This window comes from Rhodococcus sp. EPR-147 (assembly GCF_001647185.1).
Classification (GTDB): Bacteria; Actinomycetota; Actinomycetes; order Mycobacteriales; family Mycobacteriaceae; genus Rhodococcoides.
Genome location: NZ_LVCU01000064.1, coordinates 1 through 14,606 on the forward strand (window position 1 = coordinate 1; position 14,606 = coordinate 14,606).

At 63.8% G+C, this 14,606-nt stretch carries 16 protein-coding genes and 1 pseudogene; 7 read left to right on the forward strand and 10 right to left on the reverse strand.

The genetic code is table 11. From position 1 onward, the window contains the following. Window positions 1-1,025: alpha/beta fold hydrolase (locus A2J02_RS02950; protein WP_156516053.1), on the reverse strand; the 1,025-nt coding region annotated here is incomplete at its 3' end. 22 nt (window positions 1,026-1,047) lie between these two features. After that, window positions 1,048-1,689, reverse strand: coding sequence for a hypothetical protein (locus A2J02_RS02955; RefSeq protein ID WP_068046553.1), 642 nt, complete (start codon window positions 1,687-1,689; stop codon window positions 1,048-1,050). 75 nt (window positions 1,690-1,764) lie between these two features. Between A2J02_RS02955 and A2J02_RS02960 the strand changes: the two genes are divergently transcribed. Further along, the gene (locus A2J02_RS02960) at window positions 1,765-2,406 is read left to right on the forward strand and encodes a TetR/AcrR family transcriptional regulator (protein WP_197477914.1); all 642 of its coding nucleotides are present in this window, start codon (window positions 1,765-1,767) and stop codon (window positions 2,404-2,406) included. A 34-nt stretch (window positions 2,407-2,440) separates the two neighbouring features. On the opposite strand, the gene A2J02_RS02965 is transcribed toward A2J02_RS02960, so the two are convergent. Both A2J02_RS02965 and A2J02_RS28950 read right to left on the reverse strand, forming a co-directional pair. Beyond that, window positions 2,441-2,869: a hypothetical protein gene (locus A2J02_RS02965; protein WP_068046555.1), complete on the reverse strand. Its 429-nt coding sequence runs from the start codon at window positions 2,867-2,869 to the stop codon at window positions 2,441-2,443. Then, window positions 2,866-3,693, reverse strand: coding sequence for a VOC family protein (locus A2J02_RS28950; RefSeq protein ID WP_331712057.1), 828 nt, complete (start codon window positions 3,691-3,693; stop codon window positions 2,866-2,868). The genes A2J02_RS02965 and A2J02_RS28950 overlap by 4 nt, the downstream gene beginning before the upstream one ends. Window positions 3,694-3,812: 119 nt before the next feature. Between A2J02_RS28950 and A2J02_RS02975 the strand changes: the two genes are divergently transcribed. Next, window positions 3,813-4,361, forward strand: coding sequence for a dihydrofolate reductase family protein (locus A2J02_RS02975; RefSeq protein ID WP_068046591.1), 549 nt, complete (start codon window positions 3,813-3,815; stop codon window positions 4,359-4,361). Between the two features lie 43 nt (window positions 4,362-4,404). Here the strand turns inward: A2J02_RS02975 and A2J02_RS02980 are convergent, their stop codons facing one another. Beyond that, the gene (locus tag A2J02_RS02980) at window positions 4,405-4,986 is read right to left on the reverse strand and encodes a dihydrofolate reductase family protein (RefSeq protein ID WP_068046557.1); all 582 of its coding nucleotides are present in this window, start codon (window positions 4,984-4,986) and stop codon (window positions 4,405-4,407) included. Window positions 4,987-5,045: 59 nt separating this feature from the next. Here A2J02_RS02980 and A2J02_RS02985 point away from each other — a divergent pair, with 59 nt between their 5' ends. The 3 genes from A2J02_RS02985 to A2J02_RS02995 all read left to right on the forward strand — a co-directional run bounded on the left by A2J02_RS02985 (window position 5,046) and on the right by A2J02_RS02995 (window position 7,666). Continuing rightward, a complete protein-coding gene (locus tag A2J02_RS02985; protein WP_068046560.1) occupies window positions 5,046-5,369 on the forward strand; it encodes a hypothetical protein in 324 nt (107 codons plus the stop codon). A gap of 105 nt (window positions 5,370-5,474) precedes the next feature. Further along, window positions 5,475-6,065 (forward strand): TetR/AcrR family transcriptional regulator, encoded by a 591-nt coding sequence (locus A2J02_RS02990; RefSeq protein WP_068046563.1) that lies wholly within the window; start codon window positions 5,475-5,477, stop codon window positions 6,063-6,065. Further along, complete coding sequence (locus A2J02_RS02995) at window positions 6,062-7,666, forward strand: carboxylesterase/lipase family protein (RefSeq protein WP_068046566.1); 1,605 nt, start codon at window positions 6,062-6,064, stop codon at window positions 7,664-7,666. The genes A2J02_RS02990 and A2J02_RS02995 overlap by 4 nt, the downstream gene beginning before the upstream one ends. 33 nt (window positions 7,667-7,699) lie before the next feature. On the opposite strand, the gene A2J02_RS03000 is transcribed toward A2J02_RS02995, so the two are convergent. The 4 genes from A2J02_RS03000 to A2J02_RS03015 form a co-directional block, all read right to left on the reverse strand. Further along, window positions 7,700-8,242 (reverse strand): hypothetical protein, encoded by a 543-nt coding sequence (locus A2J02_RS03000; RefSeq protein WP_068046569.1) that lies wholly within the window; start codon window positions 8,240-8,242, stop codon window positions 7,700-7,702. A gap of 154 nt (window positions 8,243-8,396) precedes the next feature. After that, window positions 8,397-9,017 carry a hypothetical protein gene (locus tag A2J02_RS03005; protein WP_156516054.1) on the reverse strand — a complete coding sequence of 207 codons (621 nt, stop codon included), beginning with the start codon at window positions 9,015-9,017 and terminating at the stop codon, window positions 8,397-8,399. 791 nt (window positions 9,018-9,808) lie between these two features. Continuing rightward, complete coding sequence (locus A2J02_RS03010; protein ID WP_442971443.1) at window positions 9,809-11,038, reverse strand: lipase family protein; 1,230 nt, start codon at window positions 11,036-11,038, stop codon at window positions 9,809-9,811. A gap of 722 nt (window positions 11,039-11,760) precedes the next feature. Beyond that, window positions 11,761-11,949, reverse strand: a complete 189-nt coding sequence (locus A2J02_RS03015; RefSeq protein ID WP_156516055.1) for a hypothetical protein — start codon at window positions 11,947-11,949, stop codon at window positions 11,761-11,763. A gap of 272 nt (window positions 11,950-12,221) precedes the next feature. Between A2J02_RS03015 and A2J02_RS03020 the strand changes: the two genes are divergently transcribed. Both A2J02_RS03020 and A2J02_RS03025 read left to right on the forward strand, forming a co-directional pair. Further along, window positions 12,222-13,508: an LssY C-terminal domain-containing protein gene (locus tag A2J02_RS03020; protein WP_156516056.1), complete on the forward strand. Its 1,287-nt coding sequence runs from the start codon at window positions 12,222-12,224 to the stop codon at window positions 13,506-13,508. Continuing rightward, the gene (locus A2J02_RS03025; RefSeq protein ID WP_068046581.1) at window positions 13,505-14,143 is read left to right on the forward strand and encodes a DUF998 domain-containing protein; all 639 of its coding nucleotides are present in this window, start codon (window positions 13,505-13,507) and stop codon (window positions 14,141-14,143) included. The genes A2J02_RS03020 and A2J02_RS03025 overlap by 4 nt, the downstream gene beginning before the upstream one ends. Before the next feature lie 4 nt (window positions 14,144-14,147). Here the strand turns inward: A2J02_RS03025 and A2J02_RS28035 are convergent. Beyond that, window positions 14,148-14,606, reverse strand: a pseudogene (locus A2J02_RS28035) (hypothetical protein); the annotation flags it as partial.

Consider the following 14,606-nt stretch of genomic DNA (forward strand, 5'->3'; position numbering starts at 1 on the left):
CCAGCGGCGAGGAAGCCGACCTCTCGTCCGTCGGCGGCCACCAGCGGCTCCTCCTCGAGAGGTTGGAGGAGCTCTTGCGCTGCGGCGGTCGCCTGCGCCGGGTCGGTTCCGAGCGGGCACGCGGCCTGCGTCATGCAGAAGTCGGCGAATCGCTGGAACGAAGCCTGAACTCCTTCACTGAGCTGGATCCTGCGATCCGCGGTGTCCATGAGCGGATCCACCGCGCCGTCGAGAACGAGCGCACGAACGTTCTCGGGGAACATCTCGGCGTACACCGAACCGAGTCGAGTGCCGTAGCTGACTCCTGCATAGGTGAGCTTGTCATCGCCGAGCACGGCGCGGAGCACATCCATATCGCGAGCGACATCCCGTGTCCCGAGGTGGGCGAGTACCTCTTCGGTTCCGGAGCCGTCGGCGCATTTGTCGACAATGGCGCGCGCGGATTCTTCGGTCCACGTGCCGAGAGCCGACAGGGGTGCGTCGGCATCGCGCTCCTCATCGGAGTAGCAGTCGATTGCCGGATTGCTCAGACCGACTCCACGCGGATCGAAGCCGACGATGTCGAAGCGTTCGGGGATGGGGCCTCCCGCCCACAAGGCATTCACCAGCGGGGCGACCGTCGTCCCCGCCGCTCCGGGACCGCCTGGGTTCAGCAGGACAGAGCCGATCGGGTTGTCGCCGGTGGCGGAAATACGGGACACGGCTATCTCGATGGTTTCGCCGTCGAGATCCTCGTAATCCATCGGGACAGTGAGCATCGCGCACTCTGCCTTCTCTGCCGCCTCGACCACTTGGGGAACGGGCGGCTGGGAGTCCACGACGCTGGCATCGCACGCCCCGAACGCGAACTCCTGCTCCATGAACCGTTCGAGGCCAACCCTGTTCGCGCTGTCGTAGTCATTCGATGCTGCACCGGAGCATCCGGCGAGGAGGAGCAACGCGGCAGCCGCCGCCATCACCGGCTTCGGCCATCGCCGTCGCTCCTCGTCCTTCCGTCGGAAACCCGCCGGAGTTGTGTGGGGCATGGTGGTGTTCCCTTCGTGGGGTTCAGCTGGCGAGATCGTCTATCCAGCTCGATCGCATCCGTAGAGCTCGTTCCGTGCTGCCGATGACAGCGGCGACTGCGATGAGCAGGTTGACGTGGAGCGGGAGTCGGACGGGTGAGGTGAAGGTCCCGATCGAGTCGGCGATGGGGGGAATGAGAGAGAGGGATTCGATGATCTGCGGCACCTCTACGCAGAGGCCGCCGATGACGAGCAGGATCGAGATGAGACCGATGACGCGACTGGGACCCGGGTGCCGGTGGTGCAGCCGAGCGCGGCGTCCCTCCGCGGATGCGGGATCGGGAGACAGCTGTTGTTCGGTGCCGTCCCCGCGCACGTAGTGGCAGCGTTTGAGGCCGAATCCGCTGGCCGCGACCTCGATGTACCCACCGGGGACGGGAAAGCGGGCAGGCATCTTGGCATACGACTCGAGTGCGCCGTCGACGTAGAGGCGAGCGCGCACCTCACCGTCCTTCGCGTCGCCCATGTGCCGCACATCGACTGCGTAGACCGACTTCGTGCCGTCGGGTGCGGTGAGCGTGATCGACCGCAGCGATCTGCCGAACATCTGCCACCAGCGGTAGCGGCGGAGCGGCTCACCGGCTCCGGCGCGAATGCGGCGGTAGCGCCACTGTTTGATTCCCATCTGCGCGATCCTCGATCCCAATTAGTACAGCGTGATAGTAGACTTGAAGGTATCACGCTGTATTAGGGTTGGGGGGTGTCGGACAATGTGAAGACTCGCGAAAGCGAACCCAGCACCAGAGATCGGATTCTGATCGCAGCCGCGACAATGGTGTCCGAGGATCCGGGAACCCGGCTCAGCGTCCGAGCGGTCGCCGCACGAGCAGGTGTCAGCACCGGATCACTGCGTCATTTCTTCCCCACACAGCGAGCGTTGATGGACGAAGTCGCCGCGGGAATCACCGGGCTTGTGGCGAACAAAAATGACATCGAAGACACCACTGTGCCTGCCGAGGGGCGACTGTTGGCGTGTATGCAGCAGGTGTTGTCGGCCACCGGAACCGGTGAGCAAGCCCGAGATACATGGCGGCGGACGTTCGGCACCTACCTCAGCTCGGAGCTCAACGCTGATGCCATCGACACGTACAACGCTCTCAGTGCGGCCGGACTCCGGCACATCGAACACTGGCTGGACGTTCTCGAAGAAGAAGGTGCCCTGCCGCCGGGCGACAACGCCCAGCGCGCTGCCTATCTCAACGTGGTACTCGACGGCCTGTCCGTAGCGCGAGCCCTCCCGGCCGAAGTTGCTCGGGTTCGTTCGGAAGCGGACGTTCTGCAACACGCCATTTCGCTGCTTTTCCGCACCGCTGCACCCATGCCGGCGGGCGGCTCGGACTGACGTCGACAATGAGCTCGAGTTCGATTGCCCGGTGTCACATCCTGTCGAATCGCATCGACATCCACGTCGTCCAGCCGTCGCCGTCGAATTGTTCCCATCGAGTTGTCATGTGGCGGGTCCCGGCTCGGAAGTGGAACCAGCTGCGAATACCGTTGCCCTCCAGGAGGAGAAGGTCGTTGTCGTGCAACGACAGTCGCATGAGCCCGGGCTCGTAGGCGTCGTCGAATGCGTACATGCGCCAGCCCCCGTCGGGGTGTGCACCGCCGATCAGTTCGTGGGCAAGGGTGCGGTGGCCACCGATCGTGACGTCGACGTCGTGTGTAATCCACTGTCCGCCCGGCAGTGCGGTGTAGGAATCCGTTCCCTCGATCTCACTTTCGACATTCCCGTGTCTGTCCACGACGGTGCCCGATGTCCGCCACTGGCCCAGAATGGGATCCAAGGTGGCCAGTGAAACGCTCACTTGGCGGTGCAGATCGCTGCGTCCAATGCCGCCAGCGAATCGTCGAGGAAGCTCATCGGAACCGCCGGCATCCCGCCGATCTCCTCTCGCACTGCTGCGGGTGTGTCGCTCCAATCGTAGGTAAGGGTCACCCGAGTTCCGTTGTCGTGAGATGCCAGGTCGTAGCGCCACCACCATCCGCCTGCGTCGAGTTCGCCGTCGCTTCTCTGCGAACACGGCAGCCACGCGATGATGCGGTCGCGCTCGAACGCTGTGACGAGGTTGTGCATCACGTAGTGTCCACCGGCCGCCTCGAGGAACATGTTGACCGCGAACGTGTGGCCCGGGCCGGTGATCGGGGACGTGTCGACAGCGTCGCGGACCCAGTCGGTCGGTTCGGTGTGCTGGTGATTGTCGGGGTTGGCCAGGAACGAGAAGATTTCCGACGCCGCCGCGTCGATGGTGCGGGTACTTATGAATCGCTCGATCGTGGGCTTTGTGTCGGTCAGTGATTGGGACAGGATCACGTTGTTGCCGGCAGGGTCGGTGAGTGCCGCCAGCTTGAACTGCCCCGAGGGCACTGTGAATGCCTCGGCGTCGATGCCGCGGGAGCCGATGTCCAGCAGTGTGTCATCGAGGTCCCGGACTCCGAGGACGACATCGTGCCCGCCTGCCCGCGCGGGGTCGTGGTAGATCTGTACTCCGCGCCCGTCGCCGAGGTCCCATTCGGCGTCGGGATCCATCGGTCGTCGGTCGAAGGTACGGCCGAACAGCTTGGTGTACCAGTCGATCGCGGTCTCGTGATCGTCGACGAACAACACTGGCAGAGTATGAATTATCTGCATACCAAATCCTTCGCATCGGTGGATGGAGAATCTTGCTACGGGTTCTGACCGAACGAAGTCCGAAAACTCATCGCGTAGGTCGAACGAGAAGTGGATGGACGCGGTGGTATTTTCCGATGATGCGCACTTTGGTTGTCACGCAGAACATCACGGTCGACGGCGTGATCGAGGCGACCGACGACTGGTTCGACCGAGCAGGGCTCGACCCCGAACTCGACGCGGCGCTGGCCGCGCAACGCGATGCGTCGGACGGCTTCTTGGTGGGGCGGGTGACATTCGAGGGCATGCGTGACTTCTGGGGGCCGAAAACCGATGACACGACGGGAGTGACTCATCATCTGAATCGCGTCGCGAAGTACGTCGTGTCCTCGACCATGAAGGACCCCGGATGGACGAATTCGACTGTGCTGTCAGGAGATCCGATCGAGGAGGTCACGCGGGTCAAGGCGTTGGACGGCGGCGACATCGTCTGCACGGGGAGCATCGGATTGTGTCGGGATCTGATCGCGGCCGACCTCGTCGACGAGTACAGGTTCTTCCAGTATCCGTACGCGCGCGGACACGGCGAACGACTCTTCGACGGCACCCCGTCGCAGAAACTGCGCCTGCTGGAGTGCCGAGCGTTTCGGTCCGGATCGTCCTTGATGCGTTACGCGGTCGACCGGTGACGGGTGGTCGAACGCGACTCCGTCGACGAGCCTGTTGCTCGGGCTAGGTGTGCGGGACAGGGCGGTACACCAACTCCTGAATGCCACCGTCGAAGGTTCGACTGTCGATCATGTCCAAGTCGAAGTCCGGGCCGTCGCGATAGATCGGATGGGTTCCGTTGGTGCCGGTGATGACGGGGAAGATCGTCAGCTGCAGACGATCGACCAGGCCTGCTGCCATCAGTGCTCGATTCAGCGAAATGCTGCCGTGCGATCGCAGCGGCAACGTCGACTCGGTCTTCAACCGAGAGACGACGTCGGTCGCGGACCCGGTAGCGATGACGGTGGACGTGCGGTCGGTCTGCAGAGTGGACGATATGACGGACGTCGGCATCGCCATCATACGATCTACCCAGACATCTCCGGCCTTGTCGATCTCTGGATCCGACCCGAGTGACCGGCGAAAATCGAGAAACAGCCGGTAGGTGTTGGCTCCCAACACCATTCGCTGGGGCTCGGCGAATTGCGTGCGGCGATGAGTGAGCCAAGCGTCGCTCTCCTTACCCCAGTAGCCACCCCACGTGCCTGGTCGTGGAGAAGCGAATCCGTCGAGCGTCGAGAAAATATCTGCCGTGTAACCGACCATCACGCACCTCTTCGTCGTAGCGAACCTTCTTTCGATGTACCGACCACATCGGCAGGAGAATGTCATCGCACAGAAAGATTCCACCGACGACACAACGCTGGTGGCATCCGAACCTGCGCACACTCGTCGTGTCCGTCCTGACGTCTCTCGATGGCAAATGCGAAGGCGTCGATCACTATTTCTCCAGCATGCCGTTCGAGGACGCGTTCAACGATCACAATCTCGAGCTGTTGCGCCGGGCCGGCACCCTCTTCTACGGCAGTCGGTGGTTCAGCGAGAACTGGCACAGCTGGAGCGCTGTGGCCGCAGACAACACGGCGAACGATCGCGACCACGAGATCGCCGGGAATCGTCACCTCGACCGATTCGTTCGTCATCGGTGACTCCCTCGTGGTCACACCCGATGCTCCATGGCGTCGCATTCCGGAGTCTGCATCTGACATCTGACATAGGTGTCAGAATTTGAAAGGGCCTGCTAAATTAGCGTCATGGACCATACGTTCCTCCAATCGGCACGACGGGCTCAACTCGTCGATGCTGCGATCGATGTTCTGGCCGACCTGGGTGCCGAACAGGCCTCTCTGGTGCGGATAGCCGAGTGCGCGGGTGTCAGCCGAGGGGTGGTGAACTACCACTTTCCCGGGGGACGTCGCGAGTTGTTCGAGGCAGCTGTGGACGCCGTTTACGACCTCGGCCGCCGGGAAGTGCAGCCGGACACGCTGTCGGCGCAGTCGCCCCGCGACAGCGTGGCGTCGTTCGTTCGGGGGAGCATTGCGTTTTACGCCCACTACCCGCGTCACCTCCGGGCCCTCACCGCGATCTACACCAGCCGCACCGGGGACAGCCTGCGGCGGGAGGAGCGTCCTGAGCATGCAGCCGAAATGATGGCGACCGCCGGCCTGCTCCGGGACGGTCAGGTCGCCGGCCAGATGCGCGAGTTCGACGTGACACTCATGGCGCTGACCATCCGCGCCATCCTGGACACCGCGGTCGGGTTGACCGCAGCGGGAGCCGACCCGGTTGTGCTTGCCGACGAGCTGGTCAGCACCATCGACGCAGCCACGCGGGTGATGTCATGAGGCGTGTACTGACGATCGTCGCGGCGACGGTTCTGGTCGCCACTGGCTGTTCGTCGGTGGACAATGACGCGGCGACCGGATCGGATCTGGTGGTGGACACCACGACGGGAACTCTGCAGGGGGTCGCCGTGGGCGAGACACACCAGTTCCTCGGCGTTCGGTACGCGCAGCCGCCGACCGGTGACCGCCGGTGGACCCGTCCCGAACCGGTTCCCGATACCGATGACGTCCTCGATGCCACCCGCGCGGGGTCACCGTGTCCACAAACGGGAGAGACTGCGCAGGCCGTCTCGTCGACAGACGAGGATTGCCTGTTCCTGAACGTCACCGTGCCCGCCCGAGCGAGCGAGACACCGCGCCCGGTGATGGTGTGGTGGCACGGCGGCGGTTTCACCAGTGGAGCCGGCTCGCAGTACGACGCTCAGCGGCTCGCCGATCAGGGTGACGTCGTCGTGGTGACCGCGAACTACCGGCTCGGGATGCTCGGTTACCTGGGACTGCCCGGACTCGACGGGTCCGGAAACTTCGGTCTCGCAGACCAATTGGCTGCTCTGCGTTGGGCCAACGACAACGCCGAGGTGTTCGGCGGCGACCCCGACTCGATTACTGTGTTCGGTGAATCGGCCGGTGGAACGTCCGTCTGCGCCGCGCTGACATCACCGGCTGCGGTAGGCCTCGTCGACAGGGCCATTTTCTCCTCCGGCTCGTGCAGCCTCGCGTGGCCCGCCGGCACGCTGTTCCCCGGTCTGCCTGCGTCGTCGTCTCTGATTTCGTTGTCCGACAGCGAAGCTCAGGGTTCGGTGGCTGCTGCTGCGCTGGGGTGTACCGACCCCGACCCGCTGGGGTGCTTACGCGCACGACCCGTCGATGCCCTACTGGGGCAAGCCGTGTTGTTCGGTAACCCGATCGCGTACGGGACCGAACTGCTTCCGCAGCAACCGTCGACAGCAGTCCAGCAGGGGAATTGGCTGAAGGTTCCTGTCCTGTCCGGCGGCAATCGCGACGAACATCGCTCGTTCATCGGCGGACTCTTGCTCACCGACCCGACCGCGGTGACCGCGGAGAATTACGAGTCGTTGATTCGAAGCTCCTTCCCGGCCGACGTGGGAGCGGTGAGCGCGACGTATCCGCTTGATGACTACGAGTCGGCTCCCGTTGCGTGGGCCACGGTGGTGACCGATGTGGCGTGGGCCTGCACGACATCTCGCGGTGCACGCGATCTCGCTGCGGCCGGAACACCGGTGTACAGCTACGAATTCGCAGATCGCAGCGCGCACGACGTGAGCGGCGTGGGGTCATCGGGTGTGCCCCAGGGGGCGGCGCACGCCACCGACCTGCCGTACCTGTTCGATCTCGGCAGCGAAGGTCTGCTCACCGAACCCGGACAACGCGAGCTCGGTGACGACATGGTGGTCGCGTGGGCCGCGTTCGCCCACACCGGCACTCCCGGTGGGGCCGACGATGCCGAATGGCCTGTCACCACCGGTATCGAAACCCCGGTCATGCAGTTCGACAATCCGGTCACCGGGTCAGGCGTGCACCTCGTCGATCATCGCGCGGAGCACCACTGCGGACTCTGGGACGCGATCACCCCAGAGTGACGCACGAGCCGTACATCGTTCGGCGTCATCGAATCAACGATCAGCCGCCCTAAACACGAACCTCGTCGGCTCGACCTGGTCTCGGGTCGGAAATGCGTAAGCGCGGGTGGGACGCAGCTCCCAGGCTTGGAAGGGTGGCCCACCGGACGTCGGTGCCGCGTACGGTGCGTCGAGTTCGTCGCCTCGAACCTCGGTGGGCCAATCGAAGACGTCGAACATGGCTGCGGAGGCTCGGTGCATGTCGTCCGCCGTTGTGAGGCGTTCGGCAACACCGTCGACGACGAGATGCACCTCGCCGAGGTCGATGGCCAACGAAACCTCGTTGTCGTTCTGCAGGTGGGCAGTTTTCGACGCCGATGCTTTGGTGGCGAAGAAGAACGACGTCTCGCCCCACGCCGCGAATACCGGCCGGGTGTGGACACCGCCTCGACGACCACGAACGTTGAGCCAACTCGTCATCTCTCCGGATCGCAGTGTCGCTGCAATGTCCGACCAGACTGCGGCTCCGTCGCTTTCCTTTTCGCTGGCGGTGCCGCGGCCGGTGCGGGCAATGATCTTCGTTTCGATGTTGTCCATACTCGGTGAGACCTCGGGTGGGCGCCGAACTCATCGCAGCCATCGTGACTCGGGCAGGTAGCGGCCAGTTCGTCGGCTGCTCCACCACCCCATCGACAGCAATTCGGGGCCAGACCGTTCAGGAATCGAAATCTCGTTGTTTGCCGAGGAAAGCCTAAAGACCTGTCCAGATCGTCTCCATATCGAGGATCCTGTTGCGACGCAAAGTCAGGACGCGCTCGGTCGCTGCAAGTATTCCGGCGACCATCAGCGACGTGTTGGCCCATGCGGGTAGTTGAATCGGTGAGACGAACGTGCCGAGGTTTCGCTGAATTGCGGGTAGTTCTGTCGCCAGTTCGATCGCAAAGGGTATGGCGAGCACGAGATTGGCGATGAGGATTGCAATTGCTGCCCACCTCATGGCTCTGCTGATCGTAGGGTGGCGACGATCGAGTGCGCGGCGACGGTCCTCGATCGTTCCGGCGACGGGAGTCAACCGCCGCGCGGCACCGTCTGCCGTCACGAGGTGCATTCGAGTGACGCCGTACAACGAGGCGTTTGCTTCGATGTGCCCGCCGAGGACGGGGATCGAGGCCGGCAGTTCGTGCTTGGACTGGAACCATCCATCGGCGTACACCTGTACTTCGTTGTCGCCGTTGGCTGTATCGATTTCGAGGGTGTATCGAATCGCGTTTCCTTCAGGGCCGGCGTGATCGACGGTGTACAGGTGTCGATGCAGTACCTGCCACTGTCGGAACGGTTTCATGCGTTTCGGCGGGGCGGGTGGCGTGGTCATGTATTCGAGGGTGCTCTCCGCGTGGGGGTCGACACCAGTGCGCATGGACACGGTCTGCGATGACAGCGTCACGGGTCGCGCATGACAAATATCATGTGCGAGGGTGGCGTCCACAGGGTGACAGTGCACCTGACAGGTGGTGCCACACTGTTGATTCGACGGCGTGGGGACTGCCGGTTTCACTGCCCTCAGCTGCCGTCCAGCTTCAATTCTCCAATCGGGTCTTCAGGTCCTGCGCGTCGCGTCTACCTGCGCACCAGGTTCGCCCACCCGGTGGTTCTCACGCGATCGGTGCCCAACAACTTCGTTTATTCGTCCGTCGACCCCGACCGCCGTAATGGACGGCCCATCATCCCACCCCCTTGGTACGGAACAAGTAGTCTGCGGATCGCGGACGCCTGGTTCGTCACGTGGTCGCACTTTCCTACTGACTCCGGGGCCATGTGGCTTGGCTCGAACGAGTCTCGTCGTCACGAGTCCGCACAGCACGTCGGTGTTACAGGACACCCTCCGTCCACCCGGTACCGTGGCTGTCCGACACCGATCAGGGCTGTCCGGTGCCGGAGCGCCGGCGGTAGCTCGGAGTCACGAGAGTGTCACGAGTTGGTACGTTCGGACATGGACCGGGCCGGACCGTAACGTACGAAAAATATTGTAAAGAAACAGAAATCTAGTCCAGAGATGTTCAGTTGGATCCACTTCCAGAGACTTGAAATCCGCACAGTGTCGGTTCGAGTCCGACTGGGGGCACAGAAAAGAACCAGGTCACAGCGCTACGTCCCTTCGGCGAACTAACCCGAACCGTTGATCGCGAATTGCCATGCAGTCCAACGCAACACGAACGGCAGACCGGTCATGGCACCGATGAAGTGGTCGCCTGCCACGGGCTCGTAAAGCACGTTTGCACCCTTGCTGCGCCACTGCTCGATCAGGGCAGTCACGCCGGCCTCGGGGATGAAGCGATCGCCGATCCACTTGCTCGCGGACCCGTGGAAGAACGCGACCGGTGCCGACGGTGCCTCGGCACCCGGACGGTTCGCGGCGATCACCCGCCGCGCGATGTCGGAGTCGAACGGGTCGGGCTTGGACGCCAATTCCTCGATTCGCATGCGTACCAACCCGCCCAAGGCCAGGGGGAGGACGGACATGTCCTTCACCCAGGACGCCAACAGCAGCGCCTTCGGGCCGAACAACTCCACCATCTCGGGGTGCTCACGCGCGAGACCCATGCTCGCCGCACCCAGCAAGCCGGCCGCGACGGTGCCGTTCATGGTGTCCAGCAGCATCGAGAAGTCGGTGGGCGTTCCACCGGCGACGGCACCCACCAACCGCACGTCCGGCGCGTACCTCGGCTGCAGTTGCGCCGTCCATGTGGTGGCGATCGCGCCGCCGCTGTAGCCGTAGGCCACCACTGGGCTGTCGGCGAGCTCCGGGGCGGCGACCGTCATCCCGCGCAGCGAGTCCAGGACGGCTTGGCCGGCCATCGTGCCTTCGGAGTACGACATTCGCGGGCCTTGGTGATCGGCGACGAGGACGGCGTATCCGCGAGCGAGCCAGAGCGGCATCACCGGCGGGAGGTCGGCCCCGACACCGTGCACGAGCCGGTACGACGGCGTGCTCTTGGCTCCGAGCGAATCGATGGCCACGTTGTGGGCGACGACGGGCCGCGGTCCGCGCCCGGTCCACGGCCGCTTCGGGATCAGCAGCGAGGCGGTGACGCCGGCGGGGAGACCCCGCGCGTCGGTCGATCGCACCATGAACTGATGCAGGGCGGTTCGCGGCCGGGGCACCAGACCGCGGGTCGTGCGCTGCCGGATCACTGCGCCGGGTGCGAGGTCCTCGATGCCGGGAGGGGTGAGGAAGAAGGCATCGTTGTCGATCGGGGTCGGAAGGATGGCGGCATGGGGGTCGTCCGGAGGTTCCAGGGGTAGTTGTCGAGTCAATACGCGATCGAGCACACCGAACAGAGTCATGATCCCCCGACATTCTTCCCGAGCCGTACCGATCCCCGCGGTCACCATACAGTGCAAGGCGGCCGGTGATCGCAAAAATGGAGACCTCCTCGCGGACCACCCCCACTGTGGTTGAACCAAAAAGCTTTTCGACAAATTCGTCATTTCCGCCTTGCGGAGTCCACCCCTCGGCGCATCACACCGAGAACGGGCAGCTCAGGCCATTCGAGGAACGACTGTGTCGGGACTCTGCTCGACGAGGGTATCGAATTGACCGCCCCTCGATGCAGCAGCGGACTCCCTACTTGTTCGTCGGTCCGTGCTCGTCGTTATTGCCTGCGGCGAAATGTACGAAGTCCGGTCAGGATTGCGGCGGCAGTGAGCAAACAAGTTGCCACCCATGACCAGACCGAAAACTCACCGTCCTGAGTTCGAGTCACCGAAACAACGGCCCACAGCAACGCCAGCCCCGACCAGAAGAAGACCCACCTCGTCCCGCTCGGAAAATTCATCGTCAACTCCTTGCATTCGGGACTGCCTCACGGCGGTTGCTTCGTGGGGGTGAGTGATTCTGGCCGCGTGTGCGGTTCTGTCGATTGTCTCGAATTCGATGGTAGGTCACCTCGTCGGTGAGCGGCACACCGAGCGGAATTGTCACCACACCTACCTACCCAGCCGGTGTAACCTCGTAATCCATTGCGCAAGAGAGCATCACGAATATCCTGCACCGGAAGTGGCTGTCGCGGTCCGAGTGGCGAGCGTCCCCACCCGAGATTCGTTGCGCCGCAGCACTATGAATCGCGGAACACCGCCGATGAGGCCTTCATTCGGGAGTCGATCGAGAAGCCCACGATCCTGTTGGACCTTATGTCCGTGATCGTGCGCAGGTACAGCTTGCCATCGTCCGTGAGGTGTCCGGTGATGTCGGTCAGCCGCAGATCCCACCCGCCGTCGCGAAGTGAATCGCGATCGCCAGTCAAGCATCCCGCTCCGAGGGAAATGCCGGGACCTGTGTGGCCGCGTGTGGGCGCTTCGCCAGTTGGTCCGAATCGAAGGCTCACGTGACTTTGCCGGCGCATTCGTCGTCGATACCGTCGACACCCGTACCGAACCTTCGTCACGACGGGCCGACGATTCGGGCGGCTGTTCTGTTGTGTGACAGCGCGTATGCGAACTCACGACCTCGCAGGGGTCTTGGGCCGATTCCAGTAATCGGTCATACCGCCGGTGGGTCTTCGTGCAGAATCGGAATATGTCGATCGACCGATCACAGGATCGTGAGCTCTCGCTCATCGGTGTCGTGGATTGGGCATTTTTCGCCTATTCGGGTGTCGCGGCAATATGGTTGGCCTACGTCCTGCTGCGCGACGGCGTGGTCGGTGGCTGGCAACTACCGCTGCTCGTGGTCTTCTGGCTATTCGTCACCTACCTCGTACTTCCTCGGCTGCACGGCATCCTCACCAGCGTCTATGTGCCGAACTATTTCATCGGACGCGCGCGCACGAGCGATGGGCTGCTGGGCGACCCCGTCAACCTCGGATTGCTGGGCGACGAAGCACAGATTCAAGAGGCTTTCGATGTCGCCGGTTGGACGCGCGCCGACGATCTCGGCCTCGGCAGCTCGTGGCACCTGGTGCGTCGCATCGCGTCGAGGCGCAGTTACGCGCAGGCACCGGTGAGTCCCTTGTACCTCTTCGGTCGACAGCAGGATTTCGCCTATCAGCGCGAGGTGGCAGGCAGTCCCTCGAAGCGGCATCACCTGCGACTGTGGCGATGCCCACCGGGATGGTTGCTACCGGGTGGCTTCCCGGTGCATTGGCTCGGTGCCGCGACGTACGACCGACGAGTAGGACTGTCGCTCTTCACTTTGCAGGTGACGCACAAGATCGAGGAGGACATCGACGTCGAACGTGACTTCGTCGTGGGTACCCTCACGGAGGCTACACCGACGGTCACGGTGCGTACGCTCGAGCGCTTTGCCTCCGGATATCACACCCGGAACGGGGGAGGCGATCGCATCCTCACCGACGGCGATCTGCCGATCCTCGATCTGAGTGTCGTCGCGACATCGTCGACCCAGCACGATGCCCCGACAGACAGCCGGGACCGCCGTCCCGCGATGATCATGCTCGGATCGACCTTGGCACTGATCAGGGGCGCCTGCTACCTCACACTGGCACTGCTGCTGCTCACGGCTCCTGGCCTGCTTGTCCGGCTGGGAAGCCGCGACGTGGTGGATCTGACGACCACGGCCACCGTAGGGGCGGTGGTGGCAATACTTGTCTCGTTGACGGTGATCGATGTATTCCTTGCCCTGCGGGTCCTGTCCGGCCATCAGTGGGCCCGACTCGGTCTCATGTCCGCATGTGCCTTGACGTCGTTGGTGGGTTTTGCGTCCACTCTGGGGAACCGGGCTCCGCTCGGCATCGGTGATCTCCCGGCCATCGGCGGAAGTATCCTTGTGCTGCTGGCACTTTCGAGTCCACGGTCGCGGGAGTGGTCGAGTCGGCGTAGTCGAAGTGATCGGGTCGGCTCATGACGAACATCCGTTCGCGAGTCTTGATCGGGGTCGGGCTGGTAGCCGCGTTTCTCTACGCCAACTTCCTGATCGATTGGGTGCAGCGGGGTTTCCGAGGCATGGGTGAGGTAGTCAGTGAGTTGGAGGCCCCGGGGGAGCCGAACGCCATGTTGTTGCGCGTCACCGACGTCGTGTGTGCCGTGCTTGTGGTCGCCCTGCTGCCGTCGGTGAGGTCGGCGCTGCCGTCGGGTCGGTGGCGTGAGGTCGCTGTCTGGGCGACGGCGCTTTTCGCGCTCGGATCAGTTGTAGCGGCCGTGGTGCCGGTTCCGTGCGGGCCGAGCGTGACCTGCTCGTCTCCGTCCGACCAGCTGCAGTTGCAGATTCACGACGGCGCAAGCGTGGTCTCCAACGTTGCCCTCTTCGCCGGTGTCGCTGCGGTCTGGTTCGCGACGCGTGACACCGGTCCTCGATGGTTGAAGAGGTTGGCGTGGTGGAGTTTCTGGATTGTCGGCGTGGTCGCAAGCCTCGTCTTCGGCTATTTCGACGGTGCTACCGAGCCGTCATCGGCTGTGGGAGTGTCCCAGCGCATTCACATTGTGGGCATCAGCGCCTGGATCGTCTGCCTCGGGGTGGTCGCGGCGCGGGGCCGACCGTAGTCGCTCACGTCGTGGGTGCCTCTTCCTCGATTTCTCCGTGACGAGCGAGGCTGACCGCTCCGGCGACGGCCAGGACGAAACCGATCGCAGCAACGATTCCCCACCCCGGTCGTGGTGCATCGCCCAGCAGAGTGAGACCGACGATCGCCGGTGCGATGGTCTCGCCCACGACGACGGGTGCCGTCGCCTGCGTCACGGTGCCACGCTGCAGGGCCACCGAGTAGGTCAGGAGCGCGGTCACTCCACCCAGCACCAATGCCCAGGTGGCGGGACTGGCGGGAATAGCCGCGAGGTCGTCGGGCAACATCCGTGCTGCCACTGCCGTTGCTCCGAAAGCGAGGCCCGCCACGGCACCCAAGGCCGTCGCACCCGCGGCACCGGTGAGCCGCGCTGCGGGGACGGCAAGCACCACGAGCGCAACGGCGGCGATGAGGACACCCCAGGTCTCGGCCGCCGATACGGC

Coding starts and splice junctions, on each gene's coding strand:
- A2J02_RS02955 (WP_068046553.1), bottom strand. CDS start 1,689: ATGGGAATCAAACAGTGGCGCTACCGCCGCATTCGCGCCGGAGCCGGT.
- A2J02_RS28950 (WP_331712057.1), bottom strand. CDS start 3,693: ATGCAGATAATTCATACTCTGCCAGTGTTGTTCGTCGACGATCACGAG.
- A2J02_RS02975 (WP_068046591.1), top strand. CDS start 3,813: ATGCGCACTTTGGTTGTCACGCAGAACATCACGGTCGACGGCGTGATC.
- A2J02_RS02980 (WP_068046557.1), bottom strand. CDS start 4,986: ATGGTCGGTTACACGGCAGATATTTTCTCGACGCTCGACGGATTCGCT.
- A2J02_RS02985 (WP_068046560.1), top strand. CDS start 5,046: ATGTCATCGCACAGAAAGATTCCACCGACGACACAACGCTGGTGGCAT.
- A2J02_RS02990 (WP_068046563.1), top strand. CDS start 5,475: ATGGACCATACGTTCCTCCAATCGGCACGACGGGCTCAACTCGTCGAT.
- A2J02_RS02995 (WP_068046566.1), top strand. CDS start 6,062: ATGAGGCGTGTACTGACGATCGTCGCGGCGACGGTTCTGGTCGCCACT.
- A2J02_RS03000 (WP_068046569.1), bottom strand. CDS start 8,242: ATGGACAACATCGAAACGAAGATCATTGCCCGCACCGGCCGCGGCACC.
- A2J02_RS03005 (WP_156516054.1), bottom strand. CDS start 9,017: ATGACCACGCCACCCGCCCCGCCGAAACGCATGAAACCGTTCCGACAG.
- A2J02_RS03010 (WP_442971443.1), bottom strand. CDS start 11,038: ATGGTGACCGCGGGGATCGGTACGGCTCGGGAAGAATGTCGGGGGATC.
- A2J02_RS03020 (WP_156516056.1), top strand. CDS start 12,222: ATGTCGATCGACCGATCACAGGATCGTGAGCTCTCGCTCATCGGTGTC.
- A2J02_RS03025 (WP_068046581.1), top strand. CDS start 13,505: ATGACGAACATCCGTTCGCGAGTCTTGATCGGGGTCGGGCTGGTAGCC.